Source organism: Agromyces sp. NSFZ, assembly GCF_056156205.1.
The window spans coordinates 59,593-75,396 of record NZ_CM149585.1; the positions used below are offsets into that span (position 1 = coordinate 59,593).

Below are 15,804 nucleotides of genomic sequence, written 5' to 3' on the forward strand. Positions count from 1 at the left end.
GGGTGGACGCGACGGTGGCGACGCACGCCGGGCTGAGCTCCGCCGCGGTCGCGGAGCGCATCGCCCGTGGCGAGACGAACGCGTTCGAGAGTCCCACGAGCCGCAGCTGGTGGAGCATCGTGCGCGAGAACGTGTTCACGCTCTTCAACGCGATCATCGTGGCGTGCTTCCTCGTGCTCCTCGCCATCGGTCGCTGGCAGGACTCCCTCTTCGGGTTCGCGGCGCTCGCGAACATGGTCATCGGGTCGGTGCAGGAGTTCCGCGCCAAGCGCTCCCTCGACCGGCTCGCGCTCCTGCACGCGCCCCACGCGACGGTCCGCCGCGACGGCGCCGAGCGGGACGTCGCGATCGGCGACGTGGTGCGCGACGACCTGCTCGTGCTGCGGGCAGGCGACCAGGTCGGGGCCGACGGCGTGGTCGTGGCATCCGCGCGCCTCCAGGTCGACGAGTCGATGCTGACCGGCGAATCGGACCCCGTCGACAAGGAGCCCGGCGAGCCCGTGCTCTCAGGTTCGATCGTGATCGCCGGCAGCGGGACGGCGACCGTCACGCACGTCGGCGCCGAGTCGTTCGCCAACCGGCTCTCGAGCGAGGCGAAGCAGTTCTCGCTCGTGTCGAGCGAGTTGCGGCGCGGGATCAACCGTGTTCTCGGCTGGGTGGCGTGGATCATCGGGCCGGTGAGCCTGCTCGTGCTGAACGCGCAGATGGTGAACTCGGGCGGCTGGGCCGCGGCGATCGAGTCGGGCGCCTGGCAGGACGCGGTAGTGCGCGCGATCGCGTCGGTCGTCGCGATGATCCCGCTCGGGCTCGTGCTGATGACGAGCATCGCGTTCGCGGTCGGCGCGCAGCGGCTCACGCGCCGCCAGGTGCTCGTGCAGGAGCTCGCCGCCGTCGAGGTGCTCGCTCGCGTCGACCTCATCTGCCTCGACAAGACCGGAACCCTCACCGAGGGTGACATCGTCTTCGATGCGTTCCACGGGGTCGGGTTCGCGCCGCACGGGCTCGACGACGTGCTCGGCTGGTACGGCTCGGAGCCCGAGGCGAACGCGACCGCCCGCTGCCTCGCCGCGGCGTATCCGGTGGAGCATCCACTCGAGCCGTCGGCGCGCATCCCGTTCTCGTCGGCGCGCAAGTGGAGCGCCGCGAGCTTCGACGGGCTCGGTACCTGGGTGCTCGGCGGGCCCGAGGTCGTGTTCGGGGCATCCGGTGACCGTGCCATGGCAGGCCGTGACGAGACGTCCGGTGCCGGCCCCGACCATGCCGAGGTGCTGGGCCGGGCCGCCGAACTCGCGGCCACCGGCCGGCGCACCGTGCTGCTCGCGCACGCGACCGCCGCGATGAGCGACGCGGATGTCGCGGCCGAACGACTGCCCGCCGGGCTCGCGCCCGTCGCGCTCCTCACCTTTCGCGAGCAGGTGCGGCCCGATGCACGGGAGACCCTCGCGTACTTCGCCGAGCAGGACGTCGCGGTGCGCGTCATCTCGGGCGACAACCCGCACACCGTCGCGGCCATCGCCCGCGAGGTCGGGCTCGACGCACCCACGGGGTTCGACGCGCGCGAACTGCCCGACGACCCGGTGGAGCTCGGTCGGGTGCTCGAGGAGCACGTCGTCTTCGGTCGGGTCACACCCGATCAGAAGCGGCAGATGGTGATCGCACTGCAGGGCCTCGGGCACACGGTCGCGATGACGGGCGACGGCGTGAACGACGCCCTCGCGATCAAGCAGGCCGACATCGGCATCGCGATGGAGTCCGGCTCAGCCGCGACGAAGGCCGTCGCGCGGCTCGTGCTGCTCGACGGCCGGTTCGCGCACCTGCCGGGCGTCGTCGGCGAGGGTCGCCGGGTCATCGCGAACATCGAGCGCGTGTCGATGCTCTTCCTCACCAAGACGTCGTACGCGACCCTGCTCGCCGTGTTGTTCGGGCTGCTGCTGCTCGACTTCCCGTTCCTGCCGCGGCAGCTGTCGGTGATCGACGGCCTGGGGATCGGCATCCCCGCGTTCTTCCTCGCGCTGATGCCGAACACGCAGCGCTACCTGCCCGGCTTCCTGCGGAGATCGCTGTCGTTCGCGATTCCGGCCGGTGTCGTGATCGGGCTCGCCCTCACGGCGTACAGCCTTGCGGCCGACGCCCTCGGCATTCCGCCGGCTGAGCTGCGCACGGGTTCGACGCTCATCCTCGGGGCCGTCGGCATCTGGGTTCTCACCGTGCTGTCGCGCCCGGTCGACGGCTGGAAGATCGTCATCGTCGGTTCGATGATGATCGGCCTCGTGCTCGTCTTCGCGGTGCCGCTCGCGAACGATTTCCTCGAGTTCGTCGAGCTGACCCTGCCGACCATGCTGCTCGTGATGGGTGCGGTCGGCGTCTCGATCGCGGGCGTCGAGGTGGTGCGGTTCGTGCACCGCCGGATCGACGCCCGCGACCGCGCCAGATGGCAGCGTCAGCGGTGACGCGACCGCGCTCGCACCTCGCGGAAGAAGCGACCCGCGCGGCCCGTCCACAGGGCGAGGATCACGAGCACGGCGATCGCGATCACGCCGAGCTGGAACCACGGATCCTGCGGCTCCACCGCGACGTCGATGACCGCGATGAGCGCCGACACGGCGACCCCGACGGTCGCCAGCACGCGGGCATCACGGCGGCCACGTGTGAGACCGGATGCCACGGCGATGACGAACAGGCCGGTGATGATCATCGTGGCTCCCCACCACGTGATCGTGAAGGCGTTGCCCGTCGCCCGCACCTCCTCGTCGTAACGGAGCAGGATCAGCACGAGGCCGGCCGCGATGTCGAGGAGTCCCAAAGCATAGGCGAGCACGACGACCCAGACGACGGACGCCGGGGGATGCCGGTGCTCGTCGGGATGCTGCACGGTGGCTCCTCGAGGTGCGAGGCGGGGTCGCTGCGGTCGGTTCGGGTCGCTCCAGCATACGCACGACGTCATGACGGCGTTCCGGGCCGGCCGTCTCCGCTACGCTGAGCGACGCCGCGAGGGCTCCCGCCCGCACCGGACTCAGCGACTCCGACCGCCGCCTCGACCCGAAGGACGACCCGTGCCCCGTTTCGATCTGCCAGTCGATGAACTCCGCGTGTACCGGCCCGAGGTCTCCGAGCCGGCCGACTTCGACGCGTTCTGGGCCGACACGCTCGCCGAGTCCCGCGCGCTCGCGCAGCCACCGAGACTCACCCGGGTGGACACCCCGATCACGGCGTTCGAGGTGTTCGACGTGTCGTTCAGCGGGTTCGCAGGCGACCCGATCGGCGGCTGGTTCATCGTGCCCACGGGATCGGAGGGGCCGCTCCCGACGGTCATCGAGTACAACGGCTACGGCGGCGGCCGGGGCCTTCCGCACGAGCGGCTCGCGTGGGCGGCATCCGGCTATGCGTACTTCTTCATGGACACGCGAGGCCAGGGCGGCGGGTGGGGGACCGGCGGCACGACGCCCGACCCGCACGGCACCGGACCGTCGGCGCCCGGCTTCATGACGCGCGGCATCGAGTCGCCCGCCACCTACTACTACCGCCGTGTGTTCACCGACGCCGTGCTCGCCGTCGACGCGGTGCGCACGCTCGACCGAGTCGACGCGTCGCGCGTGTCCGTGGCCGGTGGCAGCCAGGGCGGCGGCATCGCCATCGCCGCGGCCGGTCTCTCGGAGGGGCTCGTCGCGGCGATGCCGGAGGTGCCGTTCCTCTGCCACTTCGAGCGTTCGGTCGGCCTCACCGACCGGTTCCCGTACCAGGAGATCGTGAAGTTCCTGTCGGTGCAACGGGATGCCGCGGCCCGCGTCTTCGACACGCTCGCGTACTTCGACGGCGTGAACTTCGCCAAGCGCGCCACCGCGCCGGCGCTGTTCTCGGTCGGGCTCCTCGACCCCGTGTGCCCGCCCTCGACGGTGTACGCCGCCCGCAATCACTGGGGTACGGCATCCGGAACCGCCGCGAACGCGACGGCCGACATCGTCGAGTACGCCTTCAACGAGCACGAGGGGGGCGCCGCCCTGCACTGGACGAAGCAGTCCGCCTGGCTGGCGAAGCGGCTCGGCTGACGCGAGCGGATGCTCCGGCTCACGCCCCCGCGTAGCGGACGAGGTACGCCTCGATGCGGTCGAACGCACCCACCCAGGCCATCGACTCGAAGAAGTCGCGCACCTCGGGCGTCGGGAAGCCGGTCTGCTCGACCGTCACGAGGGTCCCGCCGTCGTTCGGCTCGAAGGTCACGACGACGTGCGTCGTCATCTCCTGTCCGCTCGGGTCGCTGCCCGTCGACTCGGTGACGAGCCGGTGCGGGCGATCGATCTCGAGGAAGGTCTGCGTCTCGCGGAAGAGGGTGTCGCGGTCCGGACCCCAGACGGCGGTCTGCGTGCCGCCGACCCTCAGGTCGACCTCGATCTCGACGACGCCGGGTTCCTCGTCGAGGATCGAGAACCAGATCTTCTGCTTCTCGGCGTCGGTGTAGGCGTCGAAGACCTCCTCGGGCGTCGCGGGCAGCTGCCGCTGCATCCGCAGGCCGATGGTCTCGGTGGTCTCGCGGGTGTCGCTCATGATTCCGTTCCTCTCGTGCCGTCGGTTCCGGTGGAGCCGTTCGAGCCGTTCGCTCCGCTTCGGAGCGTGAAGTAGGCCTCGAGACCGTCGAGTCGACGCTCCCAGAGCCGTTGATAGAAGGTGATCCATGCCATCGCGTCGTCCAAACGCTCGGTGCCGAGTCGGACCTGCCGCACGCGGCCGACCTTCTCGGTGGTGACGAGGCCGGCGGCCTCGAGCACGTCGACGTGCTTCCGGATGCCGGTGAGCGTCATGCCCGCCGGATCCGCAAGCTCGGTGATCGTCGCCGGACCGGCGCCGAGACGGGTCAGGATGCCCCGGCGCGTCTCGTCCGCGAGGGCGGCGAACGCCCGATCGAGTGCCTGTTGCTGAACCATGTGGTTCAGTTTAGGACACTGAACCGAAAAGTTCAATATCGAATGGAGCGAGCCGCAGTCCGCGGCTTCGGTTCCTTCCACCATCGCCCTGCGCGCCACTTCGGCGCCTTCTGCGCCAGCAGAAGTGGCGCAGAAGGCGCGCTCGTGGCGCAGCCGGAGGGAGGGCCGGGCCGGCCGGGGCGCGGCGCGGCCGCCCGGCTCACGCCATCGTGTCGAGGATCCCCACGAGCTGCTCGAACGTGGTCATCGGGTTCACGATCGCGAACCGCGTGTTCGGCCGGCCCGCGTGCGAGCTCGGCGTCACGAACGCGCGCTGCTCCTCGAGGAGGCGCGCCGACCAGGCGTCGTACTCGGCCTTGCCCCAGCCCTCGCGCTCGAACACGACGACCGAAAGCTGCGGATCGCGCACGAGCCGCAGCCCATCGCGCGACGAGATCTCGCGCGCGATGTCCTGGGCGAGCTGCAGGGCGCTCGTGATCGCGTCGCGGTACGCGGCGCCACCATAGGTCGCGAGCGAGAACCAGAGTGGCAGGCCCCGGGCGCGCCGGGTGAGGTGCGCGGCATAGTCCGAGGGACTCCACTCGCTCGTCTCGGTGAGGGTGTCGAGGTACTCGGCGTGCTGCGTGTGCGCCCGGCGTCCGGCCTCGGGGTCGCGGTAGATGAGCGCGCACGCGTCGAACGGCGCGAACAGCCACTTGTGGGGGTCGACGATGAGCGAGTCGGCGAGCTCGACGCCCGCGAACCGTTCGCGCGCGAGCGGAGAGAGCATGGCGGCCAGGCCGTAGGCGCCGTCGACGTGGAGCCAGAAGTCGAACTCCTCCTTGAGCGCGGCGATCGAGGCCACGTCGTCGACGATGCCGAAGTTCGTCGAGCCGGCGGTGGCGACGACGGCGAAGACGGATGCCCCGTGCTCGGTGAGCGCGGTCCGTACGGCGTCGCCCCGCAGCATCCCATCGGGGCCCGGGTCCACCGGCACCACCTCGACGTCCATGACGCGCGCGGCGGACGCGATCGAGGAGTGCGCCTCGGCGCTGCACACCACACGCCAGCGGCTCGGGGCATCCGCACCCTGCTCGCTCAGCGTGAGCCGCGCCTGCTCGCGCGCCGCGACCAGGGCCGAGAGGTTGCCGAGCGTGCCGCCCTGCACGAAGACCCCGCCCGCCGTCGCGGGCAGCCCGAACTCGTTCGCCAGCCAGGCGAGCACCTCGTTCTCGGCGTGCACCGCGCCGGCGCCCTCGAGCCACGAGCCGCCGTACAGCGCGCTCGCCGAGACGACGAGGTCGAACGCGATGGCGGCCTTCGTCGGCGCCGTCGGGATGAACGAGAGGTACTGCGGATGGTCGGTCGTGATGCACGCCGGGGCGAGCACGTGCTCGAAGAGCGCCAGGGCGCGCCGCGCGCCGATGCCGCGCTCGTCGATGGTGCGGCCGGCCAGCCGGTCGAGCTCGAACTCCGAGATGGGCTTGTCGAGCGGGGTGTCGCTCGCGAGCATGCGACGGCGGGAGTAGTCGAGCACGAGGTCGACGATCTTCGCGGTCTCGTCGGTGACCGCGTGCATGCGGGTGGCCTGCGATTCCATGGGGTGATCCTCTCGTGGCGGCGGGGCGGGGGCGCCCGCGGGCCCAGAGAAGGGTCGCACGGCGGATGCCGCGGCTGCAAAATCGGGCAACGGATGCCGCATTGGACGCACCGATCGTGCGCCGAGCGTCGCGATCATGCGGGTTTCCCGCGCCCGGCGCCAGGGTCGATCAGAACGCGACGAACTCCATGAAGTCGGGGTAGCTCGTGTAGTAGAGCATCCCCTCGCGGTACACGAAGCCGCGGGACGGGTAGCTCGCATCGGGACGATCCGGTCCGTCGAGGAACTCCTCGGGTCCGTCGGTGCGCAACTCGTAGCCCTCGGTCTCGAGCTGCGCTCTCGTGATCTCCCACGTCGGCGCGTCCATCGGCAGTTGCCCGAGCACGACCATGACGTCGCCGGAGTTCCCCCACTTGCAGACGACGCCCTCGGCGCTCATCGTGTGGAGCAGCGGGTAGTCCCAGCTCTGCGGCGTGAAGTCCACGGCGGAGAGGTTCGTCCGCGCGAGATCCGCGTAGCCGGCTTGGGTGAGCACGGTGTCGCAGCTCGCCGGGACTGCCGCGGCCGGCGTCGGCGTCGGCGTGCCGGTCGTGTCGGGCGTCGACGCTGTCGCGGTCGCAGGGTCGCTCGAGACGTCGGACCTCGCCGGCGTGGGCGCAACGGGACCCGTGCACGCCGTGAGTCCGATGACCATCACGCCCGCGCTCAGGGCCACGGCGAACCAGTCGCGTCTCGTCATGCGATGAGGCTATCGGCCGCTGCGGACCGCAGTGTTCGGGGCCAGCCCTGATGCGGGCTCGCTGCGACTCGTGCCGAACATGTCGGCGGCTCGTGGTCGAGTTGGGGCATGGGCTTCGACGCGCAGTTCCTGGGGGTGAGCGCGGCGATGCCGCGGGTGGGGGAGGCGGATGCCGCGACCTCCGTCGAACTCGATTACCTGCACTTCACCGTGGTGCTCGACTGCGCCAGGCGACTCGCACGTGTCACTGGCGTGAACGTCGACGGCGCCCGGCTCGTGGAGATCGAGCGCGGCGACCGGTGGCAGCTCGACGAGCGCATTCCGGCCGACTGGCAGGCAGGACCGGAGGTCTATGCCGCGAACGACCTCGACCGCGGCCATCTCGTGCGGCGGCGAGACCCGGTGTGGGGCACCCCCGAGGTGGCGGCGCGAGCGAACGCCGACACGTTCCGCTACCCCAACGCGGCGCCGCAGGCATCGGGCTTCAATCAGTCGAAGGAGTTGTGGCTCGGCCTCGAGGATCACGTGCTCGAGCACGCCAGGGCGTACGAGCTGAAGCTCAGCGTGTTCACGGCACCGGTGCTCGCCGCCGGGGATCCGCCGTACCGGGGCATACGGGTGCCGCTGCGGTTCTGGAAGATCGCGGCGTGGAGCACGGGCGCCGAGCCCGACACCGGCGAACTCGCGGCCGTCGGGTTCGTCGTCGACCAGGCGCCCCTCGTCGACACGGGCGCCGTGCGCGAGCCCGCACCCGGAGAGCCGCCGCCGCTCGGGCCGTTCCGCACGTTCCAGGTGCCGATCGCCGACATCGCCGCGGTGACCGGGCTCGCGATGCCCGACCTCGTCGTCGCCGACCGCATGCCGCCGGCGATCGCCGCAGCCGGGTGGCGGCGCATCGAGGAGCCGAGCGAGATCCTGCTCTAAGTGCCGTCGGCCTCGGCTGTCGTGCTCGGCGGCTGGGCCCCGGCCCCCTCGCGGCCCCCGGCCCCGGCGCGCCCTCCGGCCCCGGCCCCGGCGCGACGCGCCTTGCGTGCGGCCTTCAGCTCCGCGTCCGACTCGGCCATCAGCTCCTTCGTCTCGTCGAGGTCGCCGAGGATCGGCCGCATCCAGAGCATCGAGGGATGGGAGTCGACGAGCAGCAGGCGCACGAGCAGGGTGAGCGGAATGGCGAGGATCGCACCGATCGGCCCGATCACGATCGCCCAGAAGAGCACGGAGAAGAACGTGATCGTCTGGCTGAGCGAGACGGCGTTGCCCACGACGCGCGGCTGCACGACCGATTGCACGCCGGCGTTCACGATGCCGTACACGACGATGACGGCGATGACCGTCGGCCAGCCGCCTTCGAGTGCGCCGAACACGATGGGCGGGATGATCGCGATGAAGTAGCCGACGTTCGGGATGAAGCTGCAGATGAACGAGAGGAGGCCCCAGATGAACGCGCCCGGCACGCCGAGCAGCACGAGCGCGAACCAGTTGATGACGCCCTGGGCCAAGCCGAGCAGCGCCGTGACGACCATGTAGCGCCGCACGTTCGACGCGTAGTTCGACATCGCCGAGACCGCGAGCGGGCGGTACGGCTGCATCTGGCGGAGCAGGGTCGGCAGGAACGCGGCATCCATCGCCATCAGGAGCAGCATCGTGAAGATGATGACGAGCACCGACACGAGGCCGGCGAGCCCGCCGAAGACCGTGCCGACCAGGTCCACGAGTGCGGACGGATCGAAGTCCGCCCCGGCCTGCGCCACCGCGTCCCCGCTGATGCCGATCGAACCGAGCCACGCCGCGAAGTCCGCGATGGCCTGCTGCAGCTGCGGCGCGTACTGGAGGAGCAGCGCGGCGAACTGCTCGATGGCGACCAGGCTCGCGTAGCCGAAGGCGAGCAGCAGCACGAACACGGCCGTGATGACCGAACCGGTGGCGATGCCGCGGGGAACGCCGCGCCGCTCGAGCGCCACGCGCAACGGGTGCGCGCAGATCGTGAGCACGAGCGCCAGGAACACGGGAGCGAAGATCGAGCCGATCGCGGCGATCCCGAACGCCGCGAGCACGGCGCCGCCGAGCCCCGCGAGGATGAACGCGTTGCGATGCTCGCGGGTCGACGACTCCGACGGCACGGCAGGCTCCGGCTCCTGCTCGGCGCGATCCCCGGCCGCCGATCGTCTCCTGGTCCACCACATGAGGACTCCGATCCGCGAGCCGCCCCCGACCCGCGCTCGTGCCCACCATAGCGATCGGATGCCTCGTGGTGCGACAGTGGACGCATGGCAGGTGCTGCTCCCGCAGAACTCCGCACCGACGTGCTCGTGGTGGGCGCCGGGCCGAGCGGGCTCATGCTCGCCGTGTGCCTCGCGAGGCTCGGCGTCGACGCGATCATCGTCGACGGCAAGGACGGCCCGACGCGCGAATCGCGCGCGCTCGGCGTGCAGGCGCGCAGCCTCGAGCTCTACGACCAGCTCGGGCTCATCGACCGGGTGTTCGCCGAGCGGTCGCCGGCGACCGGGATCGTGCCAGGTGCCGGACGAAGGGCGTTCGGCCGGGTCGAGTTCCGCGGCATCGGCGCGGGGATCACGCCCTACACCGAGATCACCGTGTTCGAGCAGAGCCGCAACGAGCGACTGCTCGTCGACGCGCTCGCCGAGGCCGGCCGAGAGGTGCTCTGGCGGCAGCGGCTCGAGCGACTCGAGGTCGACGACGGTGCCGGTGCCGACGCGGCATCCGTCACCGCGACCCTCGAAGGACCCGACCGCGCGACCGTCGTGCACGCGCGGTACTGCGTCGGCGCCGATGGGTCGCACTCCGCGGTGCGGGAGGCGCGCGGCATCCCGTTCGAGGGCGTGACGAACGCGTACACGTTCTACATCGCGGATGCCGCGGACGTGACCGGTCTCGTCGACGGGTCGATCAACATCAGGTTCACCGAGCACCACTTCCTGCTCGCCTTCCCGATGGGCGGCGGGCGGATGCGACTGCTCGGCGTCGTCCGCGATGCCGACCTCGACGCCGCCGCGCAGCTCCCCGAGGCGAACGTGCGGGCACTGCTGGAGCGCGAGTTCGATGTCGGGTACACGGATGCCTCGTGGTTCACGACCTATCGCGTGAGCCATCGTCTGGCCGCCCGGTTCCGCGACGGTCCGTGCTTCATCGTCGGCGATGCCGCGCACATCCACTCGCCGGTGGGGGCGCAGGGCATGAACACCGGGCTGCAGGAGGCGCACAACCTCGCCTGCGCGCTCGCGGACGTGCTCATCGGCGGCATGCCCGATCGACGGCTCGACCGATACGAGGCCGAGCGACGTCCGGTCGGTCGCACGCTGGTCGAGACGACCGACCGGCTCTTCGGCCAGGTCACGTCGGAGTCCCCGTTCGCCCGATTCGTGCGGGGTCGGGCGCTGCCGCGCCTGGGGCCGCTCGTGCTGCGGATGCTCCCGCGGCTGCTCGGCGGACGCATCTTCGGCTACGTCTCGCAGACCCGCATCCACTATCGGATGTCGCCGCGCGACGCGCGCTCGCCCGCCGCTGAGCGCCGGGACCGGGTCGTCGGCCGGCGCCTGCAGTGGACGGGCTCGAACTACGACGTCCTCCGTTCGATGACGTGGCAGGTGCACGGCTACGGCGTGTACGCACCCGAGGTGCATGCGATCGCCGACTCGCTCGGCCTCGAGGCGCACGCGTTCCCGCCCGACCCGTTCGGGCGGCTCGACCCGTCGCTCGTCTACCTCGTGCGTCCCGACGGGTTCGTCGCGGCCGCGGCATCCGCCCGCGCCGTGCCCGGCGGACCGCCCGCGTTCCGGGAGCAGCTCGCGGGCTGAGCGAGCGGATGCGGCGCCCGACGCGCGCGCCGCGTATCGTCGTCTGGTGCGACCTGACGATCACGAGACGGATGCCGCGCTCAGCCGCCGCCGCTTCACCGGCGCCGCGACGCAGCTCGGCACCGAGGTCTCGATCAACTTCGGGTCGGCACTCGCGGGTCTCGTGATCCCGATCGTCGGATCGTTCGTCGTCGTCGCCGCGCGCCAGATCGTCATGGTCGCGGCGGTGCTGCCGTTCTACCGGCCGAAGCGCGCGGAGCTCACCTGGCGTCGGCTCTGGCCCGCGGTCCTGCTCGGTGTCGCGCTCGCGGTGATGAACCTGAGCTTCTACGAATCCGTGCACCTGCTCGGGCTCGGCATCGCCGCGACGATCGAGTTCCTCGGTCCGCTCGCGCTCGCGCTCGCCACGTCGCGGCGCCTGCTCGATGTCGTGTGTGCGCTCGCCGCCGGCGGCGGGGTGGTGCTGCTCATCGGACCCGGATCATCGGATGCCGCGGCCATCGACCCGTGGGGCGTGACGCTCGCCCTGACGGCGGCGGCGGCGTGGGCGGCCTACATCGTGCTCACGCGACGCGTGGCCGTTGGGCTGCCCGGCCTCGAAGGACTCACGGTCGCGAGCATCGTGAGCCTCATGCTCCTGCTGCCGTTCGCCATCGCCACGTTCGATCCGGCGGCGATCGACTGGCGGGTCGCGGGCCTGCTCGTCGGCGTGGGCGTGCTCTCGTCGGCGCTGCCGTACAGCCTCGACACGTTCATCCTGCGGCGCATCACGCCGCGGCTCTACGCGATCATCACGAGCTTCGGGCCCGTGATCGCGGCCGTGTTCGGCTGGCTGGTGCTGTCGGAGACGTTCACCCTCGTCGAGGTGATCGCGATCGCCGTCGTCTGCGGTGCGGCCGGAACGGCGATCGCGACGCAGCGCGAGCGACCGAAGAGCGACCTCGAGCAGACCGCGGAGGGGCTGGCGTAGCGTTCGGATGGGCATCCCGCGGCGCCCGCGCCTGCTCGCGCCACCTCCGCGCCCTCTGCGCCAGTTCAACTGGCGCAGAGGGTGCGCTGCTGGCGCAGCGCCCGCCCGCCGGGCTCGTTGCAAGCGTGTGCACAAACGCACACCCGGTGTGCGCGATCGGCGATTGCCGCGAACCTGAACCGCCCGTCAGAATCGCCAGCATCGTGACGTCTTCCCCCGACGTCGCGCCATCACTACAAGGAGGTAGTCGCCAATGGCTGTCGACAGTTCGACACAGGGCACCAGCCGATCCGCCGGGACATCCGGAGCGTCCACTCCCACCGGCCTGCGCAAGGTGGTCGCGGCCTCGATGGCCGGCACCATCGTCGAGTGGTACGAGTTCTTCCTCTACGCCACGGCCGCGACGCTGGTCTTCAACGTCATCTTCTTCCCCGCGAGCGACAACCCGCTCGACAACATCATCAAGGCGTTCCTGACCTACGCCGTCGGCTTCGTCGCGCGCCCGCTCGGCGGCATCGTCTTCGGCCACTTCGGCGACAGGTACGGCCGCAAGAAGCTGCTGCAGCTCGCGATCATCCTCGTCGGTGTCGCGACCTTCCTCATGGGCTGCCTTCCGACGTTCGATGCCATCGGCTATGCGGCACCGATCCTCCTGATCGTGCTGCGGTTCCTGCAGGGCTTCGCGGTCGGCGGCGAATGGGGCGGAGCGGTGCTCCTGGTCGCCGAGCACTCGCCCGACAAGCAGCGCGGCTTCTGGGCCAGCTGGCCGCAGGCCGCGGTGCCCGCCGGCAACCTGATCGCGACCGTCGTGCTGCTCACGCTCTCGTGGACGCTCACCGAGGAGCAGTTCCTCAGCTGGGGCTGGCGCATCGGCTTCTGGCTCTCGGTCGTGATCGTGGCGGTCGGCTACTACATCCGCACCAAGGTCACCGACGCACCGATCTTCAAGGAGACGCAGGCCGAGGTCGAGGCAGCCAAGAAGGTGCAGTACGGCGTCTTCGAGGTGCTGCGTCGTTACCCCCGCGGCGTGTTCACCGCGATGGGCCTGCGCTTCGCGGAGAACATCATGTACTACCTCGTCGTGACGTTCTCGATCACCTACATGTCGGCGCACCTCGAGATGAACACGTCGACGATCCTGACGCTCATCCTGTTCGCGCATGTCGTGCACTTCCTCGTCATCCCGTTCGTCGGCCGGTTCAGCGACCGGCTCGGCCGCAAGCCGGTGTACGCCGCGGGTGCGGTCCTGGCCGCGGTGTGGGGCTTCGTCGCCTTCCCGCTGTTCGACACCAAGAACGACTGGCTGATCGTCGGCATCCTCATCGTCGGCCTCATCATCCACGCGCTCATGTACGCGGGGCAGCCGGCGATCATGGCTGAGATGTTCCCGACCCGCATGCGGTACTCGGGCGTCTCGCTCGGCTACCAGGTCACCTCGATCGTCGCGGGCTCGCTCGCGCCGGTGATCGCCACCCTGCTCCTGTCGACCTACGGTAGCTGGGTTCCCGTCGCGATCTACCTCGCGCTCGCCGCGGCCGTGACGCTCGTGGCCGTCGCCGCCCTGCGCGAGACGCGGGGCATCTCGCTCCGCGACGTCGACGCCGCGGACCGGGAGAAGTTCGTCGAGAAGGTGCACGCCTAGAAACCGGGTGCTTCACCTCGACCACAGCTCGTGCAGGAGAAGTGCGTGCATCCCCCCGCCAGGGGCAGGTTGCCGTCCTTCTCCTGCACGAGCTGATCGTGATAGCGATGGTCAGGTCCCGGCCGCGTCGCGCTCGGCCTGCCACACCGTGCGGTACTCCACGAGCGCGCGGAACGCGGCGGCGACGGCCGTGTTGCGCAGGCTCTCCTCGCGGGTGACGGCCCAGTACTCGACGGGGTGGTCGTAGTGGTCGGCGAGCACGCGCCGGAGGCTCGGCTCCCGGGCGGCCACGAAGTCCGGCAGGATCGCGATGCCCGCGCCGGCGACGGCCGCACTGAGGTGCGCGAAGACCCCCGTGGAGCGGATGCTCGGCGGGGACGCCGGAAGCTCCCCGAGGGCGTGGTCGAGTTCGTCGATCTGCAGTGCGGGCTCGATGTAGAAGATCAGGCGATGCTCGGCCATCTCGGCGATCGTGCGGGGCTCACCGTGGGCGGCGAGGTACGCCTCGGTCGCGTAGAGCGCCAGCGAGTACCGGATGATCGGCGTCGCGAGCGCCTTGCGCACATCGGGCCGGCCGACCGCGATCTCGATGTCGACACCCGAGCGGTGCTGCTTCACGCGTTGCGTCGCGCTGAGCAGCTCGAACGCGAGGTCGGGGTTGGCCTCCTGCAGCGGCGCGATCGCCGGCACGGCGTACAGGGCGGTGAAGGCGTCGGGAGCGGCGATGCGCACGAGGCCGGTGAGCCCCGACGTGTCGTCGCCGATGAGTCCGTGGAGCTCGGACTCGATGCGCTCGGCCGCGGCGATCGCCCGCTGTCCGAGCGGGGTCACCACCCAGGCGCCCGATGCCCGGGTGAGCACGTGGCCGCCCATCGTCTCCTCGAGCGCGGCGATGCGCCGGGAGACCGTGGAGTGGTTCACGCCCAGCACCTGCGCGGCCGCGGTGTAGCGACCGAGCCGAGCGACGGCGAGGAAGGTCATGAGCCCCTCGGCGTCGGGTGTGCGTGTCGTGACCATCCCGACATCGTGCATCAATGCACAGCAGCGGTGCAAGATTCGCGCACGCTGTGCATTGAACGCGAGTCATCGCGGAACGTAACGTGAGCCGTGCGTGGTCGGCCCGGCGGCCGGAACCCGCAGCATCGCTTCACGTCGAAGACGCCGTAGGAGGGCACACATGGCGACGATCGCCTGGATCGGGTTGGGCAACATGGGCGGTCCGATGACCGCGAACCTCGTGGCCGCGGGTCACGACGTGGTCGGGTTCGACCTCGACGCGCGCGCGACCGCCGCCGCCGCGGGGCACGGTGTGCGGGTCGCGGCATCCGTCGCCGAGGCCGTCTCGGGGGCCGACGCCGTGTTCACCATGCTGCCGAAGGGCAGCCATGTGCGCGACGTCTACGAGGGCGACGGCGGGGTATGGGCGAATGCGCCGACCGCCGCGCTGCTGCTCGACAGCTCGACGGTCGACATCGAGACCTCCCGGTGGTGCCACGAGGGCTCCGCCGAGCGAGGCTTCCGCTTCGTCGACGCGCCGGTGTCCGGCGGCATCTCGGGTGCGGCGGCCGGCACGCTCACGTTCATGCTCGGAGGCGGCGCAGCGGATGTCGCGGACGCGAAGCTCCTCGTCGAGCCCATGGCCGGCAACGTGTTCGCCGTCGGCGGCCCCACGATGGGCATCGCGGCCAAGCTCGCCAACAACATGATGCTCTTCATCTCGCTCGTCGCCGTCGCCGAGGGATCGCAGCTGGCTGCGAGCCTCGGACTCGACGCCAAGACGTTCTGGGATGTCGCGCGCGTGTCGTCGGCCGACTCGTGGGCCCTGCGCACCTGGTACCCGGTGCCGGGCATCGTCGAGTCGTCGGCGGCGAACCACGACTTCGACGCGACCTTCGCCACCACGCTCGCCCTCAAGGATGTCGCCCTGGCCCTCGAGGCGGGCGAGAACGCCGGTCTCTCGCTTCCCGGCGCGGCGGTCGCACGCGACCAGTTCGAGCGCCTCATCGACGAGGGCCTCGGCGGCAAGGACTGCAGTCTCATCGCGAAGTACGCCTCGGCCGACGGTCGCGTGGCGGGCTTCGACCCGGCCGAACCCGCCGAGCCCGAGCCGGCCGAGCCCGAACCGGCGTCCGCATCCCGCTGA

Annotated in this window: 14 protein-coding genes; 7 read left to right on the plus strand and 7 right to left on the minus strand. The window is 70.8% G+C overall.

All coding sequences use genetic code 11. The annotated features are described in order from the left end of the window. Nucleotides 1-2: 2 nt before the first annotated feature. Nucleotides 3-2,450 (plus strand): HAD-IC family P-type ATPase, encoded by a 2,448-nt coding sequence (locus tag ACVFI9_RS00315; RefSeq protein WP_474764054.1) that lies wholly within the window; start codon nt 3-5, stop codon nt 2,448-2,450. Here ACVFI9_RS00315 and ACVFI9_RS00320 read toward each other — a convergent pair. Beyond that, the gene (locus tag ACVFI9_RS00320; protein ID WP_474764055.1) at nt 2,441-2,872 is read right to left on the minus strand and encodes a DUF7144 family membrane protein; all 432 of its coding nucleotides are present in this window, start codon (nt 2,870-2,872) and stop codon (nt 2,441-2,443) included. The two genes, ACVFI9_RS00315 and ACVFI9_RS00320, sit on opposite strands and share 10 nt — an antisense overlap. A gap of 181 nt (nt 2,873-3,053) precedes the next feature. Here ACVFI9_RS00320 and ACVFI9_RS00325 point away from each other — a divergent pair, with 181 nt between their 5' ends. Continuing rightward, entirely contained in the window at nt 3,054-4,046 is a 993-nt protein-coding gene (locus ACVFI9_RS00325; RefSeq protein WP_474764056.1) for an acetylxylan esterase, read from the plus strand. Nucleotides 4,047-4,065: 19 nt separating this feature from the next. Here ACVFI9_RS00325 and ACVFI9_RS00330 read toward each other — a convergent pair whose 3' ends face one another. The 4 genes from ACVFI9_RS00330 to ACVFI9_RS00345 form a co-directional block, all read right to left on the minus strand. Then, on the minus strand, nt 4,066-4,542 hold the full coding sequence (locus ACVFI9_RS00330; protein WP_474764057.1) for an SRPBCC family protein: 477 nt from the start codon (nt 4,540-4,542) through the stop codon (nt 4,066-4,068). Next, the gene (locus ACVFI9_RS00335; protein ID WP_474764058.1) at nt 4,539-4,919 is read right to left on the minus strand and encodes an ArsR/SmtB family transcription factor; all 381 of its coding nucleotides are present in this window, start codon (nt 4,917-4,919) and stop codon (nt 4,539-4,541) included. Before ACVFI9_RS00335 ends, ACVFI9_RS00330 begins: the two co-directional genes overlap by 4 nt. Nucleotides 4,920-5,118: 199 nt before the next feature. Further along, nucleotides 5,119-6,498 carry a pyridoxal phosphate-dependent decarboxylase family protein gene (locus tag ACVFI9_RS00340; protein WP_474764059.1) on the minus strand — a complete coding sequence of 460 codons (1,380 nt, stop codon included), beginning with the start codon at nt 6,496-6,498 and terminating at the stop codon, nt 5,119-5,121. Nucleotides 6,499-6,667: 169 nt separating this feature from the next. Further along, the gene (locus tag ACVFI9_RS00345; protein ID WP_474764060.1) at nt 6,668-7,237 is read right to left on the minus strand and encodes a hypothetical protein; all 570 of its coding nucleotides are present in this window, start codon (nt 7,235-7,237) and stop codon (nt 6,668-6,670) included. Between the two features lie 108 nt (nt 7,238-7,345). On the opposite strand from ACVFI9_RS00345, the gene ACVFI9_RS00350 reads away from it, so the two are divergent. Then, on the plus strand, nt 7,346-8,161 hold the full coding sequence (locus ACVFI9_RS00350) for a DNA/RNA non-specific endonuclease (RefSeq protein WP_474764061.1): 816 nt from the start codon (nt 7,346-7,348) through the stop codon (nt 8,159-8,161). Here ACVFI9_RS00350 and ACVFI9_RS00355 read toward each other — a convergent pair. Then, nucleotides 8,158-9,417 carry an AI-2E family transporter gene (locus ACVFI9_RS00355; protein ID WP_474764062.1) on the minus strand — a complete coding sequence of 420 codons (1,260 nt, stop codon included), beginning with the start codon at nt 9,415-9,417 and terminating at the stop codon, nt 8,158-8,160. The genes ACVFI9_RS00350 and ACVFI9_RS00355 overlap by 4 nt on opposite strands. A gap of 84 nt (nt 9,418-9,501) precedes the next feature. On the opposite strand from ACVFI9_RS00355, the gene ACVFI9_RS00360 reads away from it, so the two are divergent. The 3 genes from ACVFI9_RS00360 to ACVFI9_RS00370 all read left to right on the plus strand — a co-directional run bounded on the left by ACVFI9_RS00360 (nt 9,502) and on the right by ACVFI9_RS00370 (nt 13,661). Then, nucleotides 9,502-11,049: an FAD-dependent monooxygenase gene (locus ACVFI9_RS00360; RefSeq protein ID WP_474764063.1), complete on the plus strand. Its 1,548-nt coding sequence runs from the start codon at nt 9,502-9,504 to the stop codon at nt 11,047-11,049. Between the two features lie 46 nt (nt 11,050-11,095). Then, entirely contained in the window at nt 11,096-12,019 is a 924-nt protein-coding gene (locus ACVFI9_RS00365) for an EamA family transporter (protein ID WP_474764064.1), read from the plus strand. Between the two features lie 253 nt (nt 12,020-12,272). Further along, nucleotides 12,273-13,661, plus strand: a complete 1,389-nt coding sequence (locus ACVFI9_RS00370; RefSeq protein WP_474764065.1) for an MFS transporter — start codon at nt 12,273-12,275, stop codon at nt 13,659-13,661. 111 nt (nt 13,662-13,772) lie between these two features. Here the strand turns inward: ACVFI9_RS00370 and ACVFI9_RS00375 are convergent, their stop codons facing one another. Then, entirely contained in the window at nt 13,773-14,678 is a 906-nt protein-coding gene (locus ACVFI9_RS00375; RefSeq protein WP_474764066.1) for a LysR family transcriptional regulator, read from the minus strand. A 160-nt stretch (nt 14,679-14,838) separates the two neighbouring features. On the opposite strand from ACVFI9_RS00375, the gene mmsB reads away from it, so the two are divergent. Next, nucleotides 14,839-15,804, plus strand: coding sequence for a 3-hydroxyisobutyrate dehydrogenase (gene mmsB / locus ACVFI9_RS00380; RefSeq protein WP_474764067.1), 966 nt, complete (start codon nt 14,839-14,841; stop codon nt 15,802-15,804).